Origin of the sequence: Pseudosulfitobacter sp. DSM 107133 (genome assembly GCF_022788695.1) — a bacterium.
In the GTDB taxonomy this organism is placed as follows: Bacteria; Pseudomonadota; Alphaproteobacteria; order Rhodobacterales; family Rhodobacteraceae; genus Pseudosulfitobacter.
In genome coordinates this window covers 48280-72403 of the sequence record NZ_CP085157.1, presented here as the reverse complement: position 1 = coordinate 72403, position 24124 = coordinate 48280, and the positions used below count along the sequence as shown (strand labels likewise).

The following is a 24124-nucleotide window of genomic DNA, read 5'->3' as shown; positions in this document are numbered from 1 at the left end:
ATGCGCCGGATCGAAAGCCACATCGACACCAATGCCGCCGACTACAAGGCCAATTTTGCCGCCATGTCCGAACGGCTGAAGGAGTTTCACGCTCGCCAGCACGCGGCGCGTTTCGAGCGGCCCCAACGGGACATCGACCGCTTGGCACGCCAGAACAAACTGGGCGTGCGCGAGCGGTTGAAGCTGCTGCTCGATCCGGGCACGCCGTTTCTTGAATTCTCGACGCTGGCCGCCTGCCGCGAATATGATGGCGCCGTGCCCGGTGCCGCCGTGGTGACGGGCATCGGCATCGTGCAGGGCCGCGAGGTGGCCATCCACGCCAACGATGCGAGCGTCAAGGGTGGTGCCTGGTATCCGCATACCGTCAAAAAGATCGTGCGGCTTCTGGATGTCGCGCTTGAGAACCATTTGCCGGTCGTCCATATCTGCGATAGCGCCGGGGGCTTCCTGCCGCTGCAACACGGCGTGTTTCCCGACCGCTATCTGGGCGGGCGGGTGTTTCGCAACCAGGTCAAGCTGAGCCAGGCCAATATCCCGCAGATTGCCATCGTTGGCGGGCATTGCACCGCGGGCGGCGCCTATGTGCCGACGCTGAGCGATTACAACATCATCATCGAGGGCACCGGGGCGATCTTTCTGGGCGGTCCGCCACTGGTCAAGGCGGCCACCGGCGAAGAGGTCGGCGTGCAGGAACTTGGCGGCGCGGTGATGCACACCTCTGTCTCGGGGACGGGAGATTATCGCGCCGCCACAGAACAGCACGCCTTTGCACTGGCGCGCGAGATTGTCAGTCAGTGGAAGCGTATGCCAAAAACCATCATCGAAACGGCGGCGCATGAGGAGCCCTATTACGATCCCAAGGAACTTTACGGGATCATCCCCAAGGACCGGAAGACCCAGTTCGACATGCGCGAGGTTCTTGCCCGAATCGTGGACGGTTCGCGGTTTCACGAATACCAGCCGGATTACGGAACCACGATGATTTGCGGTTTTGCCCACATCTGGGGCTACAAAGTGGGCATCCTCGCCAACAACGGGGTGCTGTTCAACGACAGCTCGCTTAAAGCGGCGCATTTCATGCAGCTATGCAACCAGAACCGTACGCCACTGGTCTTTTTTCAGAACATCACCGGCTACATGGTCGGCCGCGAATACGAGGAACGCGGCATCGCCAAGGACGGCGCCAAGATGCTGATGGCGCAGGGCGGCTCGGTCGTGCCCAAGTTCACCGTGATTGCCAATGCGTCCTACGGGGCCGGCAATTACGGCATGTGCGGGCGGGCCTGGGATGCGCGCACGCTGTTCATGTGGCCGCAGGCGGAAATCGGCGTAATGGGGGCGGATCAGGCCGCCAACACCATGGCCGACGTCAAGATCCGGCAGCTTGAACGCGAAGGCAAGCAACTGACCGAAGTGGAAATCGCCGCGATCCGTGACCCGGTGCTGGAGAAGTTCCGGCGCGATGTCGAGGCCTATACCTCGACCTCGGAATTGTGGGATGACGGCATTCTCGACCCGGCGGACACGCGCAACGCGCTCGGCATGTCGATCTCGGCTGCGCTGAACGCGCCGATCGACGATCCGCATTACGGGATATTCCGGCTGTGACGGCTTGAAGGGCAGGGCGGCACACTGGATTACGGAGTTGCCGTCCCGCGTCAAGGCGATGCCAACGGGGGCTTTTGAGGCACGCGGGAACCCTGACCTGTCCGGTTTGCCGGACAGGTCAGGATGGCTTCTGCCGCGCCTCCTGAATGGATACGACGTCGGAGGCGGCCATATGCGGCCTGTCGGTCTCTACCGCCTTCAGCGGCTCGACGGGCTTCAATCCGGCCAGACAGTCGCGCGCGAGTTGCTGATACTCGGCAGTTCCGCGTGTTTTCCAAGCGACTTCCTTCTCGGTGACGTCGCGGATTACCCTTGCCGGCGATCCGACCACCATCGAGCGCGGTGGAACTATCGTTTCGCCCCGCACGAACGCCTGCGCGCCGACGATTGATTCCGCACCAAGCTCTACGCCATCCATGATGACGGCATTCATCCCGACCAGGGCGTTCCGACCCACTGTGCAACCGTGCAGGATCGCGCCGTGGCCGATATGACCGTCGGATTCAACGATCGCGTCGCGACCGGGAAAGGAATGGATGATACAATTGTCCTGCACATTGGCCCCGTCGCCAATCACGATCCTGCCGAAGTCGCCCCGCAGGCTTGCTCCGGGTCCGATATAGCATCCATGACCCAGGATGACATTTCCGATCAGAACCGCCTGAGGATGGACATATGTATCCTCGGGCACAACGGGCACGAACCCTTTGAATTCGTAACAATACGCCATTATCTCTCCTTTTGGTGGGTTGGGTACCACTGGTTACCGGAACCAGACGTCAGACGTTTATCGACAGTCATGCCGGGACCCGAACGCCTGAATGGTGCTGGCTTGCGGAACGCGCGGTCAGGAAAATCAGTCATGTGTTGGCAAATGACGCAGGCTCCCTACATCACGGTTTAGCTATGTTGACAGTTATCAAGGTTGAGCGCTAAAATCAAACATGTGTTAGAAATTGACATGGCTTACCGTTCACGATGGCCGGGCCAAGCATGGGAGAGAGAGAAATGAGAGACAAAGCCTATGTCGTCGGCGTCGGGATGGTCCCATTTCAGAAGCCAGGAAAATCCGAAAGCTATGATGTGATGGCTGCTGCGGCCACCCGTGCCGCGCTTGCCGATGCGGGGCTGGATTATGACAAGGTTCAGCAGGCCTATGTGGGATATGTCTATGGTGACAGCACCAGCGGCCAGCGGGCTTTGTATCACGTCGGCATGACCGGGATACCGGTTCTGAATGTGAACAACAACTGCTCGACCGGTTCGTCGGCCCTGTTCCTGGCCCGTCAGGCAGTTGAAAGCGGTGCGGTGGAATGTGCTCTGGCGCTTGGCTTCGAGCAGATGCAGCCTGGCGCAATCGTCGCGATGTTCCACGATCGGGTCAGCCCCTTCACGTCCTTCGACGCCGAGACCGACGTGCTGGTGGGCAACACGGAGATTCCGCTGGCGCTGCGCTATTTCGGCGGCGCGGGCAAAGCGCATATGGAAGAGTTCGGAACTACGCTGGAAACCTTCGCGAAAATCCGCGCCAAAGCCAGTCGGCATGCGTCCAGGAACCCGGTGGCGCTGTTCCGGCAGGAAGTGACGCCGGAAGAAGTGATGGCGGCACAGGTCGTCTGGCCCGGCGTCATGACAAAGCTGATGGCTTGCCCACCGACCTGTGGCGCGGCTGCGGCAATCGTGTGCTCCAAGGCCTTCGCCGACAAGCACGGTCTGGACAGCTCGGTGCGCATTGCCGCTCAGGCCATGACGACGGACGGCCCGGAAACCTTCGGCGCGCATGACATGCGCGAGGTCGTCGGCTATTCGATGGCCAAACGCGCCGCCGATCAGGTCTATGAGGCGGCGGGCATCGGCCCTCAGGATGTGGACGTGGTCGAACTGCATGACTGTTTCGCCCATAACGAGCTGATCACCTACGAGGCGCTTGGGCTTTGCCGCCGCGGTGATGCGGCAAAATTCGTCGATGACGGCGACAACACCTATGGCGGCAAATTCGTGACCAATCCGTCGGGCGGGCTGTTGTCCAAGGGGCATCCGCTGGGGGCGACCGGCCTGGCGCAATGCACCGAACTGGTTCAGCAGTTGCGCGGGCAGGCAGATGCAAGGCAGGTGGAAGGCGCGCGGCTGGCGCTCCAGCATAATCTGGGTCTTGGCGGGGCTTGTGTGACCACGCTTTATGAAAAAGCGTGACAGCACCAATCGGGAGGAGAAAACATGACTGGAAAACTTGACGGGCGCGTTGCGCTGGTTTCCGGTTCGGGCCGGGGTATCGGTCGCGAGATCGCGCTCAAGCTGGCCTCGGAAGGGGCGCGCGTGGTGGTCAACGATCTGGATGCCGACCCGGCCAATGAGACCGCCGAGGCCATTCGTGCGGTTGGCGGCGAGGCCGTGGTCTGCGCCGGCAGCGTGACAGAAGACGGTTTCGCCGAACGTTTCATCAAGACGGGCGTGGACAGTTTTGGCGGGCTGGACATCATCGTGAACAATGCCGGCTATACTTGGGACAGCGTCGTTCAGAAGATGACCGACGAACAGTGGCAGGCGATCATCGACGTTCACCTGACTGCGCCCTTCAGGATTCTGCGCGCCGCCCAGCCGGTGATCAGCGCCAAGGCCAAAGAAGAAGCTGCTGCAGGGCAGGAAGTGTTCCGCAAGGTGGTGAATATCTCATCCATCGCGGGGACCGGCGGTAATGCCGGCCAGATCAACTACGCCGCCGCCAAGGCCGGTGTTCTGGGTGTCACCCGGACGATGGCCAAGGAATGGGGCCGTTACAAGGTCAACGTCAACGCGGTGGCCTTTGGCCCGATCCGCACGCGGCTGACCGAAGGCAGCGCCGCGGGCGACAGCACAATCAAAGTGGAAGACCGCGAAATCAAGGTCGGCGTGAACCCCGATCTCTTGTCCCAGATGGAGCGCATGATTCCGCTGGGCCGGGTCGGCACCCCGCAAGAGGCCGCTGGCGCGGTCTATTTGTTCTGTACGCCCGAATCTAACTTCATTTCGGGTCAGCACATCATTTGCGGCGGCGGCTTCACGATCTGACCCACGCCAGCCAAACCACGTATTCGAGCCTTGGCTGGCGACCGGCATTTCCGGCGGCCGTATGACGATTGCCCGGACGGGATTCGCCACAAATTCCAATCCAACGCGTTCGGGAGGATTGACTCATCGGCACCAATTACCTAACAGGTGTTAGTTAGGCAGTATACCGTAAAGAGACCCCATGGCGAATACCTCAGCGAGCAAGCTCAACGAGATCCCCCGGAGGGCGGTCGGGCGTGATGGCGTGCTGGATGTTGCGGCGCGGCTCTTCCGCGAACAGGGCTATGGGTCCGTGTCACTCAGAAAAATCGCCGAGGCCGCTGGAATCAAGGCGGGCAGCATATATTACCATTTTGGCTCCAAGGACGAGATCGTCGCGCGCGTTCTGGATGCAGGTATTCAGGTCGTTCATGAGAGCATGCGCCAAGCCGTTTCCGCCTTGCCCGAGGGCACCGGCGCCGAGGCGATCCTGCGGGCAGCGATCGGGGCGCACCTGCGCGCGCTTCTGGACGTCAGCGATTATTCCTCGGCCAATGTGCGCATTTTCGGGCAGGTGCCGCAATCCGTCCGCGATGCCAATCTGCACACGCGCCGGGCCTATGAGGCCGAATGGGACAACCTGTTGTCCCGGCTTCAGGCAGACGGCGCGCTGAAACGCGAAGTGGACATCCGCCGCCTGCGCCTGATGTTGATCGGTACGCTGAACGCCACGCTTGAATGGTTCGATCCGCACCGCGGCAGCGCAGAGGCGCTGTCACGCACCTATGCCGATGTGTTTCTCAACGGAATACTTGAAAGACAGGAGACCTGAGCCATGGCGCGCCTTGAAACAGCAGTGCTGACCGCATCAGAGATCTATGCGCGGAATCACCAGGCGCAAAGCGCGCGGGTCGAGACGCTGCGCGCGCGCTTTGCCGAGGCCACCTCGGGCGGGCGCCTCGACATGGTCGAGCGCCACCGCAAGCGCGGCAAGCTGCTGGTCCGCGAGAGGATCGACTTGCTGGTGGATCCGGGCACGGCGTTTCTGGAACTGTCGTCGCTCGCGGCCTACGGGCAATACGGCGGCGAGGTGCCTGGTGCGGGGATCGTGACCGGCATCGGCATCGTCCACGGCCTGCCCTGCATGATCATAGCCAATGATGCGACGGTCAAGGGCGGATCATTTTACCACGAGACGGTGCAAAAGCATATCCGCGCCCAGGAAATCGCGGCGGAAACCCGGCTGCCTTGCCTTTATCTGGTGGATTGCGGCGGGGCCTATCTGCCCGAGCAGGACCGGGTCTTTCCCGATGCCCGCCATTTCGGCAATTCCTTCTATCGCCAGGCCAACATGTCGGCCAGCGGCTTGCCGCAGATATCGGCCGTGTTCGGCGGCTGCACGGCAGGCGGGGCCTATATTCCCGCGCTGTCGGACGAGGTCATCATGGTGCGCGGCAACGCGCGCATCCATCTGGGCGGGCCCTCTATCGTCAAGGTGGCGATCAACGAAGTGGCCGATGGCGAAACGCTGGGTGGTGCTGAGATGCATTCGCGCGTCTCGGGCGTGTCCGACCATCTGGCCGAGGACGAATACCATGCGCTGGCGCTGATGCGCGACATCGTGGCCGAGTTGGGCCAGTCGCGCCCGATGCCGCCCGACGCAGCCCCCGCGCCGCCCGCGCATGATCCGTCAGAATTGCTCGGCATCATCAGCGCCGACCGCAAGCAGCCCTACGACATGCGCGAGGTTCTGCTGCGCATGATCGACGCGGGCGAGTTCCGCGAATTCAAGCCCGGCTGGGGTGAGACGTTGGTTTGCGGCACCGGGCGGATCCACGGCTATCGGGTCGGTATCCTGGCCAACAACGGCGCGCTGATGTCGGACAGTTCGCTGAAGGGGGCGCAGTTCGTCTCGATGTGCGACCAGCGCAATATCCCGCTACTGTTCTTGCACAACATCGCGGGTTTCATGGTCGGGACCGAGGCGGAGCGCGGCGGCATCGCCAAGAACAGCGCCAAGCTTGTCTATGCCATGTCGGTTGCCAAGGTGCCGCGATTGTCAGTCCTGCTTGGCGGATCCTATGGAGCGGGCAATTACGGCATGTGCGGACGCGGATTTGCACCGAATTTCCTCTTTGCCTGGCCGATGGCGGAGTTGGCCACCATGTCCGCGGACATCGCGACCAACGTGATGCAGGAGCTGCGCCGCCAGAAAGGCGGCGAGCCTGAAAGGATGGAGACCGATCTTGCGCAGATCGAGGCGCAGGTGCGTGCCCAATATGGCGAACAGTCCGATCCGTATTACGCCACGTCGCGGCTCTGGGATGACGGGTTGATCGAGCCCGGACAGACCCGCGATATTCTGGGCCTGTGTCTGGCCATTGTCTCGTCGGTGCCCGAGAAAGGGCGCCACACGCCCGTCTTCAGAATGTGAGGCCGATGTCATGACAACAAGTTATGAAACCATCATTGTCGAAACCGATGCGCGTGGCGTTGCCACGGTAACCCTCAACCGCCCTGACAAGCACAATGCGCTGAACGCCGATCTGATCGCCGAGCTTTTCGACGCGGTCGAGGATCTGGCTTCAGATGACAAGGTGCGCATCGTGATCCTGACCGGTGCCGGCAAAAGCTTTTGCGCTGGAGGGGATTTCAACTGGTTCGCCTCAAACGTCGAAAAATCCCGCGCCGAACGGGTCGAACAAAGCGCCACGCTCGCGCATCTGTTGCGCCGACTGGACACGCTGCAAAAGCCCCTGATCGGGCGGATCAACGGGCCGGCATATGGCGGTGGCGTCGGCATGATTTCGGTCTGCGACTATACCATCGGCGCAGAAGGCGCACGCTATGGCCTGACCGAAGTGAAACTGGGTCTGCTGCCCGCCAATATCTCGCCCTACGTGGTGGCCCGCATCGGCAAGGTGCACGCGCGTGAAACCATGCTGTCGGGCGCGCTCTTCGACAGCGCGCGCGCCGAAAGGATCGGGCTCCTCACCGAGGTCGTCGCCGCCGACGCGTTGGATGCCGCCGTTGAACGGGTGGTGCACGATCACCTTCAGGCAGCGCCCGGCGCGGTGGCGGATACCAAGGCACTGATCGCTTATGTCGCCAGTCACGATCTGGAAACCAACATGATCTACACCGCCGACCGTCTAGCCGACGCCTGGGAAACCGGGGAAGGCATTGAAGGCATCAACAGCTTTCTCAACAAGAGCGTGCCTTCGTGGAGAGTGAAATGAGTTTCACCCGCGTCCTGATTACCAACCGGGGCGAGATCGCCCGGCGCATCCAGCGCGGGTGCCGCAAGCTGGGTCTGGAAACGGTTGCGGTCTTTTCCGAGGCCGACCGCGACGCGCCCTTCGTAGCCGAGGCGGATCACGCTGTCTGTATCGGCCCGGCGGCTGCGTCTGAAAGCTACCTGAACGTCCCGGCCATCCTGGGGGCTGCGCGCGCCACGGGCGCGGGTGCGGTGCATCCCGGTTATGGCTTTCTGTCCGAGAACGCGGATTTCGCGGCAGCGGTCGAGGCCGCAGGGCTAGTCTTTATCGGACCGGAACCCGATGCCATCGCTCAAATGGGGTCCAAGATCGCGGCGAAGGCTGCGGCCGAGGCCGCAGGGGTGCCGGTGCTGCCCGGGTACCGCGGTGCCGATCAATCGGATTCACGCCTGCTGCAAGAGGCGGGCGCGCTTGGGGTGCCATTCCTGGTCAAGGCCAGCGCCGGCGGTGGCGGACGCGGGATGCGTCTCGTCACCGACATGGCCGACGCGCCCAAGGCCATCGCCTCTGCCCGGGCAGAGGCGCAGGGTGCGTTCGGCGATCCGGCGGTATTTTTGGAACGCTATGCGCTCCGCTCCCGCCATGTCGAGGTGCAGGTGCTAGGCGACACGCATGGCAACCTGGTGCATCTCGGCGACCGGGACTGTTCGCTGCAACGCAATCACCAGAAGCTTATCGAAGAGGCCCCCGCGCCGAATCTGCCAGACGATCTGCGCGAGCATATGCGCGCTGCCGCCGTGCGCCTTGCACAGGCGATCGGATACCGCTCTGCCGGAACGGTTGAATACTTATATGACCCCGAGCGCCGCGCCTATTACTTCCTTGAGATGAATACCCGCCTTCAGGTCGAACATCCCGTCACCGAGGCGATCACCGGAATCGACTTGGTCGAATGGCAGTTGCGCATCGCGCGGGGCGAGCGGCTGACTTTCCAGCAACCCGACGTACACTTCGAAGGCCACGCCATCGAAGTGCGCGTTGCCGCCGAAAACCCGGCCGAGAATTACCGCCCCGAAACCGGCAGGATCACGCTGTGGGTGCCGCCTTCGGGCGTGCGGCTGGATACGGGCGTCGGGGAAGGTTCAACTGTCGGCCATCACTACGATTCCATGTTGGCCAAGCTGATCATCCATGCGCCGGACCGGGCGCAGGCCATCCGCAAGAGCGTGGCCGCAATCGACGGCTTTGCCGTGGGCGGGCTGGGGCTGAACCTGGCGTTTCAGCGCGCCTTGTTAATTCATCCCGACTTTGCCGCGATCCGGCATCACACCGCCGGGCTTGTCGAGATGTTTGTGAACGGGTGGGCACCCCCCGCACCCGATGCGCAAAGCCGCGCGCTGGCCACACTGGCCCTGCATTTGCATCTGGTCCCGACGGCCGGGAACACCCCTTGGCAAGGTCTAGGTGCGTGGCGTCTGACCGCGCCCGCAGGCCGGCCCGGCGCTGCCTTCTATTGGGCCTTGGGCGACGAAGACCCGACCAGCGCGGCGGGCGATAAAAGGCATCTGACGATCAGATTGCCGGACGACACCCCTGTTACCGTCGAAGCGCCCGGCCTGACCGCCGACCGCCTGACAGGGCGCGTTGGCGGCGTGCCCTTTACCCGCGCCGCGCACCTGCGCCGCACGAAAAAACACTGGCAGGTGTTTCTGTCAACGCCGGATGGTATGGCCGGGTTTGCCATTGAAACGCTGGAGGACAGACACCTGCAACGCGCTTCGGGAAAGGTCCGCGGGGCAGACTTGCTTGTCGCGCCGATGCCCGGTGCAGTGGTCGAACTGCGGGTCGCGCCCGGCGATCGGGTCGCGGCGGGCGATACACTGGTGGTGCTTGAGGCGATGAAACTGCTGCAAAGCCTGGTCGCCCCGTTTGCGGGCATCGTAGCCGAAATCTACTGCGCCGCCGGCGACACCGTCGCCGGGCAAGCGCCCCTTGTAAAACTCGATCCAGAGGAAATCCAATGACCAAGCATGACATGATTGATGCGGCCACAGGCCCGTTCAGTGAGGACCTGAACATGATCCGCGCGCAGCTGCGCCGCTTCATCGAAACCGAAGTGACGGCCAAGGCCGACGCTTGGGAAAAGGATGGCATGGTGCCGCGTGACGTGCTGCGCCGGATGGGCGATCTGGGCGTGCTGGGCATGCGCTATGACGAGCAATATGGCGGCGCAGGGCTAAATGTGATGTCCAGCGTCGTGCTGGCCGAGGAAGCGGGTCGCTCCACCTTCGGCGGGTTTTCGGCCACGGTTCTGGTCCATACCGACATGGCCTCGCCGCATCTTGAAAACGCCGGTACGCCCGAACAAAAGGCGCGCTGGATGCCCTCGATCACCTCGGGCGAAAAGATTGCCGCAGTGGCCGTGACCGAACCGGGCGCCGGGTCTGACGTGGCGGGGATGCGCACGCGCGCGGTGCAGGACGGATCGGACTGGGTGATCAACGGCACCAAGATGTTCATCACCAACGGCGTGCATGGCGACATCTATTTCGTCGGCGCCAAGACCGACCCGGACGCCAAGGGCTCGCGCGGGATCACCATGTTCACGGTCGAAAAGGGCACGCCGGGGTTCTCTGTCGGCCGGGCGCTGAACAAGACCGGCTGGCTGTGCTCGGACACCGCCGAACTGATCTTCGAGGATGTGCGCATCCCGGCAGAGAACGTGCTGGGGGAGGTGAACCGGGGCTTCTACTCGGTGATGAAGAACTTCCAGAACGAACGGATCGTGCTGGGTGCAATGGCCTGCGCCGAGGCGCAATCCGCACTGGAAATGACTGTGGATTACGTCAAGCAGCGCAAGGCTTTCGGTGGTGTGCTGTGGGACAAGCAGGCAGTGCGCCAGCGATTGGCCGATTGCCAGACCCGGATTGAAGCGGGACGTCAGCTTACCTATCACGCTGCGTCACTAGATGCCGCGGGCCGCGATTGCGTCAAAGAAGTATCGATGGTCAAGGCCTATTGTGGCGAGCTGGTAAACAGCGTGCTTTACGACTGTGTCCAGTTCCATGGCGGTATGGGCTATATGCGGGAAACACCCGTGGAACGCATGTCGCGCGATGCCCGTGTCCAGGCCATCGGCGGCGGTGCCACCGAGGTCATGCTCGAAGAGGTCGCCAAGCGGATGTGAACTCACCATTACAAAAACCATATCAACGACCAACTGACACAAGGACTAACAAAATGAATTTGGAATCTACTCAACGCCAACCACTCGCAAGTCTGTCCCGAGAGTTCGCAACTATACTCATCGGCACCATTCTTCTAACACTCTCCGCGAAAATCGTGGTTCCTTTCTACCCGGTTCCGATGTCGACCCAATCCCTAGCAGTCCTGGGCCTTGGACTTTTTCTGGGTCCAGTTCGCGGTGGACTTGTTGTAGTAATCTACCTTCTGGAAGGCGCGCTTGGCCTTCCGGTTTTCGCTGGCACGCCTCCCGCGCCGGCCGGATTGGTCTATATTGCCGGCCCCACAGGCGGATACTTGATTGGGTTCGCACTCGCAGCGGCTGCCGCTGGATGGATGGTTCAAAAGTTGAGAGGGTTTCAGCCTGCATTCAGAGCAACTGTCGCTGTACTTTTCGGTTCCATGCTTATGTACTGCGCAGGGCTCTTCTGGCTGGGCGGCTTTATCGGCTATGGAGAAAAATTGATGAACGCCGGGCTTTACCCGTTCCTGCTTGGAGATCTGGCCAAGGCGGCAATTGCTGTGGTGCTGTATACAGGGTTCCAAAATCGGGGCCGTGTTTGAACGCTGGGCTTCGTTGCTTTGTTCCAGTGCCGGGTTCGACCGGCGCTGAAAACCAGCTTGAGGTTTCCGAAATTGTGCAAGAGCAAGAGGCGGAGCTGCATGATACGGATTGTTCGCAATCAATACATGGTCATAAAGAATGACAAGAAACAACATGTTTTACGGTGAGCCTGACCCTCCTCGTGCGCAGGGCGTAGAGGTGGCCGAGGGAATCCTAAGGATCGTTGCCAACAATCCCGGGAAGATGACCTATCACGGGACGAATAGCTATATCATTGATACTCCTGACGGTCGGTTCATTATCGACCCCGGTCCAGCAGAAGACAGTGCACATTTCGAAGCAATCGTCGAGAATTTGGGAGCCAACCCTGCCGGAATTCTCTTGACACATCACCATTCCGATCATTTCGGGGCCGTGCCGGCATTGCGCGAACGTACAGGTTTGCCGGTTTATGTTTCGCGCGCATTTCCTGACGATGCGTTTCAACCTGACGGCTTTTTGAAAGACGGGCAGGTGATCGCTGGTCTTACTGTCCTGCACACACCTGGTCATGCGAGCGATCACCTCTGCTTCGCGAGGCCGGATGGAGTACTTTTCACAGGCGATCACGTGATGAGTTGGAACAGTTCTATAGTCAGTCCCCCTGACGGCAACATGCGCGATTACTGCACCCAGCTTCAGCGGCTAATCGATCGCAACGATAAGGTCAGCCTGCCGGGTCACGGACCTGTACTCCGGGACCCGGGACCGTACGTCAAACGGTTGCTCGCCAACCGGATGCGTCGTGAGTCGGAGATTCTCGCGTACCTCTCAAGTACCTCCGACTCGCTCCAGAATATCGCCACTTCTGTTTACAAAAAATCTGACCCGCATATTGCAATGGCCGCCGAACGAAATGCCGCGGCGCATCTGGAGAAGCTTCTTTCAGAATCCCGGGTGGTTCAGGACGAAGGGATCTGGAGATTACCTTAACATAAACTTCATTACGAGATTTTCAGCGCGTTTTTGGGCAAGTTCAGTTGCGGGTTGGAAACTCTACCTCACCCCATTGCGCCGTTTTTGCAGAGCCGCAACGCTTGCATCGAAGTCCAGCCTTCCTGCCTTGGCTCGACGGATCAGTTCGCGCATCAAACCGCCAGGATTGCGAACAGGGTAGCTCGGGTGATCTCGCTGCGCATCAACCAATAGTAGGCAGAAAGCCAACCCGTGGTCGCCCAAGGTGCTCTGGCCCTCATGCCAAACTGAAGCATGGATATCGAGCATCGGCAGCAACGCCCAGGCAGCCTCGATGATGTCGCGCTCTTTGAGAGGTCGGTTCTGATCTCGGCTCGCGTCAAGCATCATGCGTAAGCCGTCGCCGGCAATGCGATATAGATTCTCTGGCGTCAGAGCGGGTGGCGCGGGGCAGGGAATTGATGATGGCGGTTCACTCTGTGCGATTTCCGCATGTCTTCCAGAGTTATCCACAGCGGGCGGCGTCTTTACAGTTTGAGTTTCTTCTCTGGTGTTTTGTGTAAAGGGCCGGAAGTTTTCCGCTGGCTGGTCGGAAGAAAGCCCACGTTTTTCAAGCCAGTCATCAAGGCTGTTGCACAGATCGGAACTGGCCTTCAAATGGGCGTTGAGCCGCTCCAGACCAAGACGGCTTAACGCATCGCTGCGTGGCCATTTATCGAAACTGGCGAGAATCTTGACGATCTCAGGATCTTTGATAGCCGAGGAGGGCAGGGCGGCGATGCACCGTTTCATGTGACGCAAACGAAGGGACCGAAGATCCTTCAAAGCGCGCAAATGCCTCCGTTCCGCACGGAGCCGATCGCGAAGGGCTATGAACTCTTCCAGTCGCGCGATCAGCGGAGTCAGTATCAAGCCTAGGCCAGCGCGACCATAGCGGGCCCCATTCGCCGCGACACGTTTCACGATCAGCCCAAGCTTGGCCAGCGCGGCCTCATCCGTTCGCAACTGGCGCGACGTCTTGCCAAGTTCGACCGCTGCGAGATCTTGCGCGCCAAAAAACACCGGTTCACGATGGGGAGAGGTCCAGTCGGATGCGCGGGTGCGCCCGATGATGTAGTTCAGAACTGCCAAGCGCGCCGGGCGCAGGCCTATATGCGGGGCAACCTCTGAAATTAGCGCCATGACAGCACCTTTGGTCCAGCCTTCCGGCAGGGTGAGATGGGTTTGGATCACGTTCACTGTCTAGTCCTTGTGAATTGGGACAAGGCTGCAACAGGGCATCCGTGTCCCCGCGAGCGACACGTTTTTTCATTGCCTTGACTGTCGGGACTGCTAGAACGAGATCACAGTTTGATTTGATCTGACGGAACGCCAATTCCGTTGTTCTTTGAGCCCCTCGCTTGGTTGCCGCCTTGCGGGGGTTTCTTCTTTTTTATCGTTTGCCTGTGACTGTTTGAGATCAGTAGTTGACTTGTTCGAAGCCATAGGCGCCCTCAAAATCCTCCCAATCGACGAACACAGCACGGACCCAGATATCGGGGCAGTTCTGGCCGTATCGCTCGGCCCCTCGGAAGGCTGGAGGAAGGGCACTTATCGAGCTGTTTTGCCACCGGAATTGGCCGTCTTGATCATACGTGCCACGCCGCACAGAAGCATATCTGTTGCAATCGTCACGGCCCTCCCTCTGACGTGCCGTAACCTGAAAGACATCTATGGAGCGGACGAAATCAAAAGCAGGGTCCGTCACATCGATATCGGCGGCACGCCCGACAGCTTGGGCGAGCTGGAGCGTTTCTCGCTCTCGGGGCAGGGAGACTGCTTGACCAGGATTGAACCCCGCCAACCTGTAGAGGCGCTCAAACGGGTCCGGCGCCTCGAACTCAGCACGCATTGGACAACGCCAGATCTGCAGCGGTGGTTCGACTGGCCAGGGCGTGATCCGGCGGATGAACTCCGCGCGCGCACGGGCGCAGGGAACCGACGCAGGCCAACCGCCTGCGAGGCACAGGAGGATCGCACAATCGATCTGGTAGCCTTGTGCGGTGGCAGGTTTGGCAGCAAGCGGTGTAAGCCCGATCGCGATGATCGCGGCAGTTGACACAAGCCGCCTCATGACAGAGCGCCGCCGCTAACCCGTTGGCGTATAATAAGACTTATGTTAATTGTGTCATAATTGCTGACATATTTTGCGCGTCGTTTCATTGGAACATCTCCTGGTAAGCGTCAAGCACAAGACGGACTTCGGCCTGCGCGGAAGCTGATGCTGCGGCGAGGCAATTCAGATAGGTTTGTGCCTCATCGAAGTAGGTGTTGAACTCGGCTCTGATGTCGTCGCCGTACTCGTTCAGGAGCGCAGGCGAGGCCGCCAGCTCCGGCCGCAACGGCAACACGCAGTCCATCGCCAGCGCCTCGGCATTTGCTGGGATCGCTAGGGCGATGAATGTGCTACATGCCAGCAACCGCGACATCTGGTGGTCTCCCGACAATCTGGGGGCGAATCGTGTGTCGGACCTATCACCGAAAAAATATCGTAATCAATCAAAAGATATCTATTGACCTTCTAACGGGTTTTCCGCTACGTCGCCGCATATCTTGTGACATGCACTGTTTGAAGCGGTGCAAAAGCAGGTTACTTCCGTAGGAACTTCTTTCCTTCGGAGGCAAAATGGCAGGAACAAAATACCCCGTGATCCTAACATCGCACATGCAAGAGGCGATCGAGGGTGGGGCATGGATCGAGGTGGAATGCGTTGAAGCCCCGGAAAAGGGCGGCAACACGCATAGGGGTGGCTGGACGGTTTTCGTCTGCTCCAATGACGGTCAAGGCGGTGTGCACCGGTCGGTCTATGTGACCAACCGGGATCTTAAACCACGCGTCTTCAAGACCGCAGCAGGGCTCATGAGCTTCTGCCTGGAGCTCGACGCAAAGGTATTCAGCTGCCCTCTCCGAGAAGGTGAGAGAGGCACGTGGGAGTTTGAGACGACAAGGTATCCTACCAGCGGCTAGCCTCGTTCTCTGGGGGCTTTCAGGCCCTTCCACTTATGCACAATCCGTTATCGATCTCGATGCTCCAGACCGTGTTGGTCGACTGACCAGTAGCGTTCTCGACTTTGCAAGACCCCAACCCGAGCAAAGCGACGGTGTCGCACGCTCTGAGGTCGTCCCTCTTGATTCACCACGCCTGTCTCCGCCTCGGGTCCCATCGGGCCGCCCTGCGATCGAGACTATGATCCTGGATGTGGGGTCGGTTTACGTGGACCACCCGGCCCTGCGCAGGGCCGGGATGTCCTCTCGCGATTGGCTCGCATTCTTTCGCGCCAACATCGCTATTGAAAGCGCATTTGATCCAGGCGCGCGGTCGCATGTCGGCGCAATCGGGCTTGGGCAGTTGATGCCGGACACTGCGCGCGTGCTTGGCGTCGATCCGCATGATCCTGAGCAAAACCTGCATGGATCCGCCCGCTACTTGCTGACACAACTTGATCGTTTCGGCACGCCGCAGCTTGCGCTTGCAGCCTATAATGCCGGCCCCGAAGCCGTGGCGCGCCATGGCGGGATTCCCCCCTACCGCGAAACCCAAGGCCATGTCCGCAAGGTCATGGCCGTCTATGCCCAATCCATCGGAGACCAGATATGAAACGCATCGACTATACCCGGGCGGCATTGGCCGCGTTGCTGATAGTGGCCGCAGCCCCGGCGCTTGCACAGGACCTCAGCCCGGTCTCTGACATGATCGACAACATCATCGACGCGGTGACGGGTCCGATCGGTCGTGGCCTCGGCGTGCTCGCTCTCGTGGGATCGGGTGTCATGATGTTTTTCGGGCGTCTCAACTGGCCGATCTTCGTCGCCGTGTTTGTCGGCGTGGTGCTGATCTTTTCGGCCGAGACCATCATCGATGGCTTTGCGGCTCCTTGATCTGACAGGCCGCAGAGACCTCCATGCGCGACACACCACTCTTTCTGGGGATGACCAAGCCGCCACGGATATTCGGTCTCCCGATCGGATATTTTGTGGCGCTGGTCTTCGCATCCGTGATCCCTTTCATTCTGGTTGACGACATGCGGTTCCTGCTGGTGTTCCTCGCGGGCTACCCACCGCTTTGGGTGGTCGCAGACCGCAATCCACATCTGTTCCAGATTTTGAACGTGGTGATGTCGCGCACACCGCGAACGAGTGTGCGATCCCGCGATGGGGGCGATTTCTATGTCGCGTGAGTTTCGGGGGTTGATTGCAAGCAACGCTGTTCGGGATGCACTTGGGGACAAGGTCTTGAAAGCCGAGCGTCTTGGGCGGCACCTACCTTACATTGCTGCGGTGCGAGACAATGTCATCCTGACGCGGCAGGGTGATCTGATGGCGTCGGTCACGCTTGGCGGGATCGACAGCTTCACCAGCGATGACACCCGGATCGATGAGATCAGTGAAGGCTTTGCCCGGATCGTCAGTCAGTTGGGCGAGCGTTTCGGTTTCCACATCAACAAGGTATCACGCCCGGATGTCGCGGACCTTGCTGCGCCTGACGGTATGCCTTTTGCAAATGCGGTAGACGCGGCGTGGCAGAGAAGCCTGCGCGCACGTGACCTGAAAGCCCGCACCTTGATGCTGACAGTATTGATGCGTCCGTCGATGCCGCAGGCATTCTCGAAGGTTCTGGGTGCCCTAGGCGGGGGCCGCGATTTCCAGAAAGACATCGATACGCGAATTGTTGCCCTGGAAGAGGCCATGACGCTGCTCATGGCGATGTATTCCGACGCAGGCGCAGCGCGCCTGACAGTCTCGAGCGGGGACTGGCTTGCAGTGTTGGCCGCGGTACACGGACAGAGCTACGGCAAGATCATCGCGGCCCCCGGGCAACTGTTGGCTGACACGATGAGCAATTTCGACGTCAGCTTTCAAGGCAAAACCATGCGGCTGGAAAGCGGCGACAGCGCACGATACGGCGCGATTTTCGGGATAAAATCCTATCCCAGTCGCACCTGGCCAACCATGCTTGACGCGTTGGAACTGCCCTATGACATCACGATCACCAACTCTTTCACGCCGCGGCGCGCCAATGAGATGGTTGAGCGCATTCAACGCACCTTTCGCCAGCGGGGTGCCTCCGAGGATGCTGGTGTCAGCCTGACAGAGCAATTGATCGAAGCCGCCGACGCCGTGGCATCCGGCCGGTCGACCTTTGGGACACACCATGCATCCGTGCAGGTCTTCTGTGACAGCGCCGAGGAACTGGAACAGGCAGCTTCCGAGATCTGGCGGGCGGGGCAAGAGACCGGTGCCGTTCTGGTAAGGGAATCCTGGGCCGCAAAGGCGCTCTATTTCGCACAAGCGCCCGGAAACTGGGCCTACCGGATCCGTGACGGGATCGTTTCGTCGCACAATTTCGCGGAACTGGCCGCGTTTCACAAGACAAGGCCGGGACGCGGACCCGAGGCCAGCCCATGGGGCAAGACGATCACGGCCTTCCCGACCGTGACCTCCAGCCTCTACCGGTTCAACTTTCACGAAGCGGGGCGCCGGACCGATGAGCCAAGCGTCGGGCACACGCTTGTTCTGGGCCGCACCGGGTCCGGCAAGACACTGGGCACGGCTTTTCTCATGGCGCAGGCCCGCAGAGTGGGTGCGCGGGTCATCGTTTTCGACAAGGATCAGGGGTTGGAGATGGCGATCCGCGCTTTGGGTGGCAGCTACAGCGAAATCAAGGTGGGCCAGCCCACCGGCTTTAACCCAATGACCACGGAGACCGATGCGCGGGGGGCCGCCTGGCTGACAGATTGGCTCGGCGACATTCTGGCCCGCCACCGTCCATTTGAGACGGTCCAGACCGCAGCACTGAACGAGGCGGTTCGTCAGATCGCCGCTGCGGAGCCGGGCCTTAGAACCTTTGACGGTTTGGCAAGCCTCGTGGCTTCTACCGATGATGACGGCGACCTGGTGTCCCGCGTGCGGGAATGGACAGAAGCCGGCCGGTACGGTTGGCTTTTCTCAAGGCCCAGTGCCCAGTCGATTGCCATTGGCGAGGATGTCCTTGGTCTCGACATGACCGAACTTCTGGACCAGGACGCAGAACGCTCCGCCCTCCTCGCCTATCTCTTCCGCCGTATCGAGCGCGTGATCGAGGATCGCAGACCAACGATTATTGTGATCGACGAGGCGTGGAAGATGTTGGCTGACGATATCTTCGTCAAGCGCCTCCATGACTGGCTGGTTACCATGCGCAAGCGCAACTGCGTGGTGATGATGTTGACCCAGACACCGGGTCATCTGGACCAAAGTTCGGTCGGCCAGATCATCGCGGAAAGTGTGGCAACCCAGATCCTGTTTCCCAATCCACGGGCAAATCCGGAGGATTATAGCATCCTGCGCCTGAATGCGCGCGAGGCGGATTTTCTTTCCAGCCCGACAGCCGGATTGCGGCTGGCATTGATCCGTTCCGGCACCGACAGCGTGTTCGTCAATACCGATCTCGCAGGCTTGGGCGGTCTGGTTACTGTTCTTGGTGGCGGCAAGACCGGCGAGGAAAAAGCGCCTGCCAATTGGCGCAAGAAAGAAGAATTCTGGAAGGACATGATGTGAAAGCACGATTTTTTCTGTTGGTCGCCATGACGGTCCTGAGCGCTTGCGAAGGTGCATCAACAGGCGTGCGATCGCCCTGTTTTGAGCGGCCCGCTATGGCGTTCTCGGCCCCTGCCCCCGGCCTTGTTTCACGGAATGCGCATTGTGATTTCCAGAGCTTCTAGAATGGCGATTCCGTTGGCTCTGGGTCTTGGCTCGCTTGCCTCTGCGCAGGGCGTACCAGTGATCGATGGCTCCAACCTTGCCCGCGCTGTGTCTCGCGTGGAAGAGCTCGCACGCGACGCCTTGCGGCAGGGCCAGAAGCGCGACGCCCGCCAGGAACAAGCGGATATCTATCAAGAGCAGCTTGAAGCCTATGAGCGTTTCCTTGCGGAGACCACCGGTGTCACCGACCTGAGTGGGTTCGAGGCTGGTGGGCCCGGCTGGGCGAGCGCTGCAGAGACTTACCCAGCCCAGGAAGATCATCCTGATGCCGATCGCCTCTTCGGTGAGCCAAGCGACGTGGAGCGCATGATCATCACGGTGGCGCGGCGCTATGAGGGTCATCCCGGTGTTGCGGCCGCCGGTCTGACGCCACTGACGTGGCGTATCCTGTTTCAGTCACTGATCAAGCAGGAAAGTCGTTTCAACAATGCAGCCGTCTCCCACGTGGGGGCGCGCGGTTTTTGCCAGCTGATGCCGGGCACAGCATCGGATCTCGGTGTGAACCCGTATGATCCTTGGGAAAACCTGGACGGTGGCGCACGCTACATTCTCACGCAATTGAACCGCTTCGGTCGGATCGATCACGCTCTGGCGGCCTATAATGCAGGCCCCGGCCGTGTTCTCGAATATGGTGGTGTGCCTCCTTTCAAGGAAACCCAGACCTACGTCCGGCGCATCAACGGCTATTACAACGACTATCTTGGCACTATCACCGGCGTCGACATGACGGGGTCACTGGCGGGCTTCGATGGCGCCTCGGCCGCCTGGGGCAACTGGGCGGATGCCTCGGTCGGCTATGGCGCCTACATGGGCACCCAGATCGATCAGGCCATGACGAGGATCGCGGCGCTTTTGCGTGAAGATCCGCCCCGTAACGCAAAAGAGGCGCTGGACCGCTCCACCTATATGCTTGCTGAACGGGCGCGGCTCATGGCGCTGACACTGCGTCTGCGCGCGGCCCACGTGAAAGTCGAAGCGGCACAAGGTTTGACCGAGGCCGCCGATCACCTGGAGCAATCCACTTTCTGGAGGTATTCCGATGAAGGCTGAGACCCGCCTTGCCGCTATCCTTGTCGCGGGCACGCTCATGGCGGCTCACCTGCCCCCTGCTTTCGCTCAGGGCGTGCCAGTGATCGATGGATCGAACCTCGCGCAGAATATCGAGCAGCTGCAGGCCGCGCTGCGCGATGCGGAAAACCAGCTTCAGCAAATCGAGGAATTGCGCACCCAGATCGAGCGCCTCACTGTTATTCAGGGCCTTCTTGATGACGTCCTGGGTTCAATTACCGGCCTGAATGAAATCGCAGCCCTTTACAACGATGTGGAGGACCTGCGTGCCCGCGCCCAGAAGATCACCGATCTATCGGGTTTCATGGACAGTCTGTCGCTCGGGGATTTTGACAGCCTGCTGGACGATCTGCTCGATGGCGACGTCACCATGGGAGAGCGCCGGGCCGCCGATGCCATGCGCGAGACGATGGCCAGTGCGGGGTTCACCTCGGAAAAACTCACCGAGCTGAACGACGCCGGGAACCCGCAAGGCGCTGCCATAGCCGATCTGGCGGCTGCCAATGCCATGATTATCGGGCAAGCCCAAATTTCCTACGAGGAAGCCGCCCAGAGCATCGAGCGTATCGATGGGCTGGTGGAAGCGATTGGCGATCAGGAAACGCTCAAGGAATCGATCGATCTCAACACGCGTATGGCCGCGGAGACGAATTACATGCTGGGCCAGATGTGGCGCCTGAATGCCGCCCAAGGCTTGGCGCAAGGTCAAAACGGCATTGATTTCGCGGCCGAGCAGGCGCGCACACGCTCCTTCTTTGATTTTTCCGGCGCCGAGGACTGACCCTTGAATACATCACTCAAAGCACTTGCAGTTTTCATCGCCCTGGCAGGCAGTGCCTGGGCGGAAGACTTGCAAGACCTGCCCGACGATACGTTGCTCGGGGAGGTCGTCACTGCCACCGAAAATGGGGAGGAAGAACGCCTCCTCGATCTCATGCGCGAGGTACAGGCAAGAGGGCTCTTGATGTTCCCGAAGCCGCAAACCTGCACCTTCAGCTATCCGGACACTGAGTTTTTCGGCAACGAGATTTTCCGTGGAGCGGTTCGATGGGGCTTCGGCACCGACCTGAGAGAGCTTGCAATGTCGCAGGGCTTCTGCGGCTGCATCTATGATCTCGGGTCGCTCGATGCGTTTACGCAGGAACGAATTGGCAAACCGGCGCAGGATGCAACTACCAGCGATTTCAGCGTCTTTCGCAAATACCGTCGCAGCGATTGGTCAGATGTAAACGAGCGCTATCAGAACTTCCAATTGGAGCGGTGTGGTAGTTAAGGATGGCCATAATCGCTGAGGTTCTGGCATTGGTAGATGCCACTGTCGCGGGCGTGGCAGCTGACACGTATGCTGATACGGTTGCCGCAGTACGCCCGGTTGTACAGACCGCATCTGTGTTGGTGGTCGTTCTTGTAGGCGCAAATGTGGGTCTGCAAGCCGTGCCGCTCTCGGTTTCCACAATCGTGTCGGTAGGGCTGCGCATTGTGCTGGTGAATGTGTTCCTGACCTTCGCGAACCTCTCTGTCCCCTATGACGCTTTGACAAACGCCCCGGCGGAGCTCGGCGCGGGGATACTGAACTCACTGTCAGGCGGCACAGTTGGGAACCTTTATGATGGAATCGACGATCTCTACTCCCAAGCCCTGAATGTCGGACAGGCGATCAGCCAGAATGGAGGCTGGCTGGCCGGTGCCATGACCAGCGTGGTCATGTTTCTTGTGGCCGCCGCCATGGCGACGATCACCATCATCGTTCTGTCGGCCGCCAAGATCATGTTGGCGGTATTGATCGCCATCGCACCTGTGGTCGTGGCTTGCACATTATTCAAACAATCGGCGCCACTGTTCGAGGCATGGGTCAAACTCGCCATCGGTTTTTCCTTTGTGCCGCTGTTCGTGGCTGCCATGGCTGGCTTCACCATAGCGACGGGTGAAGCTGTCGCGCCTGATAGCCTCGACAGCGTCGAAACACTCGGGGACGCGATTTCGTTCGTCGTGGTGATGATGATCGGCGCTGGCCTGATGTTGCTCGTGCCAACTTTCGCGCAAGGGCTTGCCGCCACGAACATCGGCCTCGCCTCGATCGGTGCAAATGCCGCGCGGATGCCCGGGAACGCGTGGCGCAATACCGGTGCCGCGATCCGGGGCGGAGATGACATGCGACGGGGCTTCAATGCAGGACTTCAGGGACAAGGCGTCTCCGACCGATCGTCCAGCGCGGCCCGTGCCGGGAGCTATGCGGGCGGTGCGGTCAAGCTCGCCGGAAAGATGAAGAAGGGATAGTCATGAGTGGTTTCGATATCGATTTGGTGATGGGTCCGCGCCGGGCAGCGCGCGCCGCATGGATCGTTGCGGGCTGTTCCTGCGCCGTATCCGTGCTGTTGGCCCTGACCATTACGGTTATGTTGCCCCTGCGCGAAACCGAAGTGTTTACCGTCCTCGTCGACAGCACGTCGGGTGCAGCAGAACGCATCTATCAGGTTCAGCCGACTGGTATCACCGATGAGGAAGCGATCAAGGAATCCCTGCTTGTCAGTTATATCAGCGACCGCGAAAGCTATTTCAGGAACGGCATTCAAGAACGGCTCGAAAGTGTCCAGCGGCGCTCCAGCGGGCCCGCCCGCGCCTCGCTGATAGAACTCTGGACCGCGGGGGCCGAGAATTATCCACCGCGCAGCTACGGCGCGAATGCGCAGGTCGATGTCCGCGTGCGGGCGATCACCTTCCTGCAGGACGAAGTGGCTCAGATCCGGTTCGACAAACGCCTCACCCGACCCAACCAGACCCCCGTCACGCAAACATTCATCGCCACCGTAGGGTTTGAATTTGCCCCCCGCCGCGAACGCTCCCTGACACGCGTTTGGGAAAATCCCCTTGGCTTCTCGGTGACCGCTTACCGGGTCGATGCCGAAACACTGACACGAGAATAGTTCATGAAAACCTTCATAATTGCCATCGCAACGGTCGGCGGGTTGCTCGGAACGCCCGCCTTGGCCGAGCGCGCACCGGTCACCATGGGCCAGGACGCCCGCGTTCGCCACGTGACCTTCAACCCTACGGATGTGATCCGGATCGACACCCACCTTCGGGTAAACACGTCAATCGAACTCGGTCCCGGCGAACGGATCAATCAAGTCCTGATCGGTGACTCCGCGTCCTATGAAGTGGAGGTTCTGTCAAACCGCAATACGATCTCGATCAAGCCTGTCGAGGCTCGGGCCGCGACAAACCTGACGATCTTTACCAACCGCCGCGCTGTCGCCTTCTATCTGACAGAGGGACGCTCGCGGACACAGTCTTTCCGGGTCGTCGTAAACTTTCCCGACGAGCGACCCGCCGGGCGCCAGCTTGCGGCTGGAGGCCGAGATACCGGCTATCAGTTCGCGGGCAGCGGTGCGATCCGCCCGGTGCGGGTCTGGAATGATGGGCGCTCGACCTTCTTTGAATTCCGGCCCGGCGTGCGGCCCTCGATCTTCGGCTTGAACGCCCAAGGCTACGAGATCACCCAGAACAGCCAGACGCAAGGTGCGGTCGTGCGGGTCACCGGCGTGCGGGACGCCTACACGATCCGAATGGGCGACGATCATATCTGCATTACCCGGGAAACTGGTGGGTTCACGACCGAGGCTGCTGCCGTGGCCGCCCTGCGTGGACGGGAGTTCTGAT

Annotated in this window: 23 protein-coding genes and 1 pseudogene; 20 read left to right on the top strand and 4 right to left on the bottom strand. The window is 60.5% G+C overall.

Annotation, left to right across the window (positions count from 1 at the left end; genetic code table 11):
• On the top strand, positions 1 to 1608 hold the full coding sequence (locus tag DSM107133_RS21510; RefSeq protein WP_047998021.1) for a carboxyl transferase domain-containing protein: 1608 nt from the start codon (positions 1 to 3) through the stop codon (positions 1606 to 1608).
• Between the two features lie 118 nt (positions 1609 to 1726).
• Here DSM107133_RS21510 and DSM107133_RS21505 read toward each other — a convergent pair whose 3' ends face one another.
• Positions 1727 to 2338: a transferase hexapeptide repeat family protein gene (locus DSM107133_RS21505; RefSeq protein WP_047998020.1), complete on the bottom strand. Its 612-nt coding sequence runs from the start codon at positions 2336 to 2338 to the stop codon at positions 1727 to 1729.
• A 278-nt stretch (positions 2339 to 2616) separates the two neighbouring features.
• Here DSM107133_RS21505 and DSM107133_RS21500 point away from each other — a divergent pair, with 278 nt between their 5' ends.
• The 9 genes from DSM107133_RS21500 (at position 2617) to DSM107133_RS21460 (ending at position 12633) form a co-directional block, all read left to right on the top strand.
• Complete coding sequence (locus tag DSM107133_RS21500; RefSeq protein WP_047998019.1) at positions 2617 to 3801, top strand: lipid-transfer protein; 1185 nt, start codon at positions 2617 to 2619, stop codon at positions 3799 to 3801.
• A gap of 24 nt (positions 3802 to 3825) precedes the next feature.
• Positions 3826 to 4656, top strand: coding sequence for an SDR family oxidoreductase (locus tag DSM107133_RS21495; RefSeq protein ID WP_047998018.1), 831 nt, complete (start codon positions 3826 to 3828; stop codon positions 4654 to 4656).
• A gap of 181 nt (positions 4657 to 4837) precedes the next feature.
• Positions 4838 to 5467, top strand: a complete 630-nt coding sequence (locus DSM107133_RS21490) for a TetR/AcrR family transcriptional regulator (RefSeq protein ID WP_047998017.1) — start codon at positions 4838 to 4840, stop codon at positions 5465 to 5467.
• Positions 5468 to 5470: 3 nt separating this feature from the next.
• A complete protein-coding gene (locus DSM107133_RS21485; RefSeq protein ID WP_047998016.1) occupies positions 5471 to 7069 on the top strand; it encodes a carboxyl transferase domain-containing protein in 1599 nt (532 codons plus the stop codon).
• Between the two features lie 10 nt (positions 7070 to 7079).
• A complete protein-coding gene (locus DSM107133_RS21480) occupies positions 7080 to 7874 on the top strand; it encodes a crotonase/enoyl-CoA hydratase family protein (protein WP_047998015.1) in 795 nt (264 codons plus the stop codon).
• Positions 7871 to 9877, top strand: coding sequence for a biotin carboxylase N-terminal domain-containing protein (locus DSM107133_RS21475; protein ID WP_047998014.1), 2007 nt, complete (start codon positions 7871 to 7873; stop codon positions 9875 to 9877). The genes DSM107133_RS21480 and DSM107133_RS21475 overlap by 4 nt, the downstream gene beginning before the upstream one ends.
• Positions 9874 to 11040 carry an acyl-CoA dehydrogenase family protein gene (locus DSM107133_RS21470; protein ID WP_047998013.1) on the top strand — a complete coding sequence of 389 codons (1167 nt, stop codon included), beginning with the start codon at positions 9874 to 9876 and terminating at the stop codon, positions 11038 to 11040. Before DSM107133_RS21475 ends, DSM107133_RS21470 begins: the two co-directional genes overlap by 4 nt.
• Positions 11041 to 11093: 53 nt before the next feature.
• A complete protein-coding gene (locus DSM107133_RS21465; RefSeq protein ID WP_047998012.1) occupies positions 11094 to 11660 on the top strand; it encodes a biotin transporter BioY in 567 nt (188 codons plus the stop codon).
• 139 nt (positions 11661 to 11799) lie between these two features.
• The gene (locus DSM107133_RS21460; RefSeq protein WP_224557916.1) at positions 11800 to 12633 is read left to right on the top strand and encodes an MBL fold metallo-hydrolase; all 834 of its coding nucleotides are present in this window, start codon (positions 11800 to 11802) and stop codon (positions 12631 to 12633) included.
• 63 nt (positions 12634 to 12696) lie between these two features.
• On the opposite strand, the gene repC is transcribed toward DSM107133_RS21460, so the two are convergent.
• The 3 genes from repC to DSM107133_RS21445 all read right to left on the bottom strand — a co-directional run bounded on the left by repC (position 12697) and on the right by DSM107133_RS21445 (position 15083).
• The gene (repC, locus tag DSM107133_RS21455; protein WP_121066468.1) at positions 12697 to 13854 is read right to left on the bottom strand and encodes a replication initiation protein RepC; all 1158 of its coding nucleotides are present in this window, start codon (positions 13852 to 13854) and stop codon (positions 12697 to 12699) included.
• Between the two features lie 220 nt (positions 13855 to 14074).
• Positions 14075 to 14728 (bottom strand): hypothetical protein, encoded by a 654-nt coding sequence (locus tag DSM107133_RS21450; protein WP_121066465.1) that lies wholly within the window; start codon positions 14726 to 14728, stop codon positions 14075 to 14077.
• Between the two features lie 85 nt (positions 14729 to 14813).
• Positions 14814 to 15083, bottom strand: coding sequence for a hypothetical protein (locus DSM107133_RS21445; protein WP_067296151.1), 270 nt, complete (start codon positions 15081 to 15083; stop codon positions 14814 to 14816).
• A 792-nt stretch (positions 15084 to 15875) separates the two neighbouring features.
• On the opposite strand from DSM107133_RS21445, the pseudogene DSM107133_RS21440 reads away from it, so the two are divergent.
• The 10 genes and pseudogenes from DSM107133_RS21440 to DSM107133_RS21395 form a co-directional block, all read left to right on the top strand.
• A pseudogene (locus tag DSM107133_RS21440) lies at positions 15876 to 16253 on the top strand (lytic transglycosylase domain-containing protein); the annotation flags it as partial.
• Positions 16250 to 16534, top strand: a complete 285-nt coding sequence (locus DSM107133_RS21435; protein WP_037239483.1) for a TrbC/VirB2 family protein — start codon at positions 16250 to 16252, stop codon at positions 16532 to 16534. The pseudogene DSM107133_RS21440 and the gene DSM107133_RS21435, both read left to right, overlap by 4 nt.
• A gap of 23 nt (positions 16535 to 16557) precedes the next feature.
• Positions 16558 to 16833 carry a VirB3 family type IV secretion system protein gene (locus tag DSM107133_RS21430; RefSeq protein ID WP_114295076.1) on the top strand — a complete coding sequence of 92 codons (276 nt, stop codon included), beginning with the start codon at positions 16558 to 16560 and terminating at the stop codon, positions 16831 to 16833.
• On the top strand, positions 16823 to 19192 hold the full coding sequence (locus tag DSM107133_RS21425) for a type IV secretion system DNA-binding domain-containing protein (RefSeq protein ID WP_243253630.1): 2370 nt from the start codon (positions 16823 to 16825) through the stop codon (positions 19190 to 19192). The genes DSM107133_RS21430 and DSM107133_RS21425 overlap by 11 nt, the downstream gene beginning before the upstream one ends.
• Before the next feature lie 165 nt (positions 19193 to 19357).
• On the top strand, positions 19358 to 20446 hold the full coding sequence (locus DSM107133_RS21420) for a lytic transglycosylase domain-containing protein (RefSeq protein WP_162792142.1): 1089 nt from the start codon (positions 19358 to 19360) through the stop codon (positions 20444 to 20446).
• A complete protein-coding gene (locus DSM107133_RS21415) occupies positions 20436 to 21245 on the top strand; it encodes a type IV secretion system protein (RefSeq protein WP_114295073.1) in 810 nt (269 codons plus the stop codon). The genes DSM107133_RS21420 and DSM107133_RS21415 overlap by 11 nt, the downstream gene beginning before the upstream one ends.
• Positions 21246 to 21248: 3 nt before the next feature.
• Positions 21249 to 21737, top strand: coding sequence for a hypothetical protein (locus DSM107133_RS21410; protein WP_089852529.1), 489 nt, complete (start codon positions 21249 to 21251; stop codon positions 21735 to 21737).
• Between the two features lie 2 nt (positions 21738 to 21739).
• A complete protein-coding gene (locus tag DSM107133_RS21405; protein WP_114295072.1) occupies positions 21740 to 22741 on the top strand; it encodes a type IV secretion system protein in 1002 nt (333 codons plus the stop codon).
• Between the two features lie 2 nt (positions 22742 to 22743).
• Positions 22744 to 23388 (top strand): type IV secretion system protein, encoded by a 645-nt coding sequence (locus DSM107133_RS21400; RefSeq protein WP_114295071.1) that lies wholly within the window; start codon positions 22744 to 22746, stop codon positions 23386 to 23388.
• A gap of 3 nt (positions 23389 to 23391) precedes the next feature.
• Positions 23392 to 24123: a TrbG/VirB9 family P-type conjugative transfer protein gene (locus DSM107133_RS21395; RefSeq protein ID WP_111550066.1), complete on the top strand. Its 732-nt coding sequence runs from the start codon at positions 23392 to 23394 to the stop codon at positions 24121 to 24123.
• Position 24124 lies beyond the last annotated feature (1 nt).

What these genes read in the sequence shown, in the direction of transcription:
- DSM107133_RS21400 (WP_114295071.1), top strand. Translation starts at nt 22,744, where the DNA reads ATGAGTGGTTTCGATATCGATTTGGTGATGGGTCCGCGCCGGGCAGCG.
- DSM107133_RS21460 (WP_224557916.1), top strand. Translation starts at nt 11,800, where the DNA reads ATGACAAGAAACAACATGTTTTACGGTGAGCCTGACCCTCCTCGTGCG.
- DSM107133_RS21465 (WP_047998012.1), top strand. Translation starts at nt 11,094, where the DNA reads ATGAATTTGGAATCTACTCAACGCCAACCACTCGCAAGTCTGTCCCGA.
- DSM107133_RS21505 (WP_047998020.1), bottom strand. Translation starts at nt 2,338, where the DNA reads ATGGCGTATTGTTACGAATTCAAAGGGTTCGTGCCCGTTGTGCCCGAG.
- DSM107133_RS21425 (WP_243253630.1), top strand. Translation starts at nt 16,823, where the DNA reads ATGTCGCGTGAGTTTCGGGGGTTGATTGCAAGCAACGCTGTTCGGGAT.
- DSM107133_RS21405 (WP_114295072.1), top strand. Translation starts at nt 21,740, where the DNA reads ATGGCCATAATCGCTGAGGTTCTGGCATTGGTAGATGCCACTGTCGCG.
- DSM107133_RS21490 (WP_047998017.1), top strand. Translation starts at nt 4,838, where the DNA reads ATGGCGAATACCTCAGCGAGCAAGCTCAACGAGATCCCCCGGAGGGCG.
- DSM107133_RS21435 (WP_037239483.1), top strand. Translation starts at nt 16,250, where the DNA reads ATGAAACGCATCGACTATACCCGGGCGGCATTGGCCGCGTTGCTGATA.
- DSM107133_RS21450 (WP_121066465.1), bottom strand. Translation starts at nt 14,728, where the DNA reads ATGAGGCGGCTTGTGTCAACTGCCGCGATCATCGCGATCGGGCTTACA.
- DSM107133_RS21485 (WP_047998016.1), top strand. Translation starts at nt 5,471, where the DNA reads ATGGCGCGCCTTGAAACAGCAGTGCTGACCGCATCAGAGATCTATGCG.
- DSM107133_RS21480 (WP_047998015.1), top strand. Translation starts at nt 7,080, where the DNA reads ATGACAACAAGTTATGAAACCATCATTGTCGAAACCGATGCGCGTGGC.
- DSM107133_RS21415 (WP_114295073.1), top strand. Translation starts at nt 20,436, where the DNA reads ATGAAGGCTGAGACCCGCCTTGCCGCTATCCTTGTCGCGGGCACGCTC.
- DSM107133_RS21470 (WP_047998013.1), top strand. Translation starts at nt 9,874, where the DNA reads ATGACCAAGCATGACATGATTGATGCGGCCACAGGCCCGTTCAGTGAG.
- DSM107133_RS21510 (WP_047998021.1), top strand. Translation starts at nt 1, where the DNA reads ATGCGCCGGATCGAAAGCCACATCGACACCAATGCCGCCGACTACAAG.
- DSM107133_RS21475 (WP_047998014.1), top strand. Translation starts at nt 7,871, where the DNA reads ATGAGTTTCACCCGCGTCCTGATTACCAACCGGGGCGAGATCGCCCGG.
- DSM107133_RS21420 (WP_162792142.1), top strand. Translation starts at nt 19,358, where the DNA reads ATGGCGATTCCGTTGGCTCTGGGTCTTGGCTCGCTTGCCTCTGCGCAG.
- DSM107133_RS21395 (WP_111550066.1), top strand. Translation starts at nt 23,392, where the DNA reads ATGAAAACCTTCATAATTGCCATCGCAACGGTCGGCGGGTTGCTCGGA.
- DSM107133_RS21500 (WP_047998019.1), top strand. Translation starts at nt 2,617, where the DNA reads ATGAGAGACAAAGCCTATGTCGTCGGCGTCGGGATGGTCCCATTTCAG.
- DSM107133_RS21495 (WP_047998018.1), top strand. Translation starts at nt 3,826, where the DNA reads ATGACTGGAAAACTTGACGGGCGCGTTGCGCTGGTTTCCGGTTCGGGC.
- DSM107133_RS21445 (WP_067296151.1), bottom strand. Translation starts at nt 15,083, where the DNA reads ATGTCGCGGTTGCTGGCATGTAGCACATTCATCGCCCTAGCGATCCCA.
- DSM107133_RS21430 (WP_114295076.1), top strand. Translation starts at nt 16,558, where the DNA reads ATGCGCGACACACCACTCTTTCTGGGGATGACCAAGCCGCCACGGATA.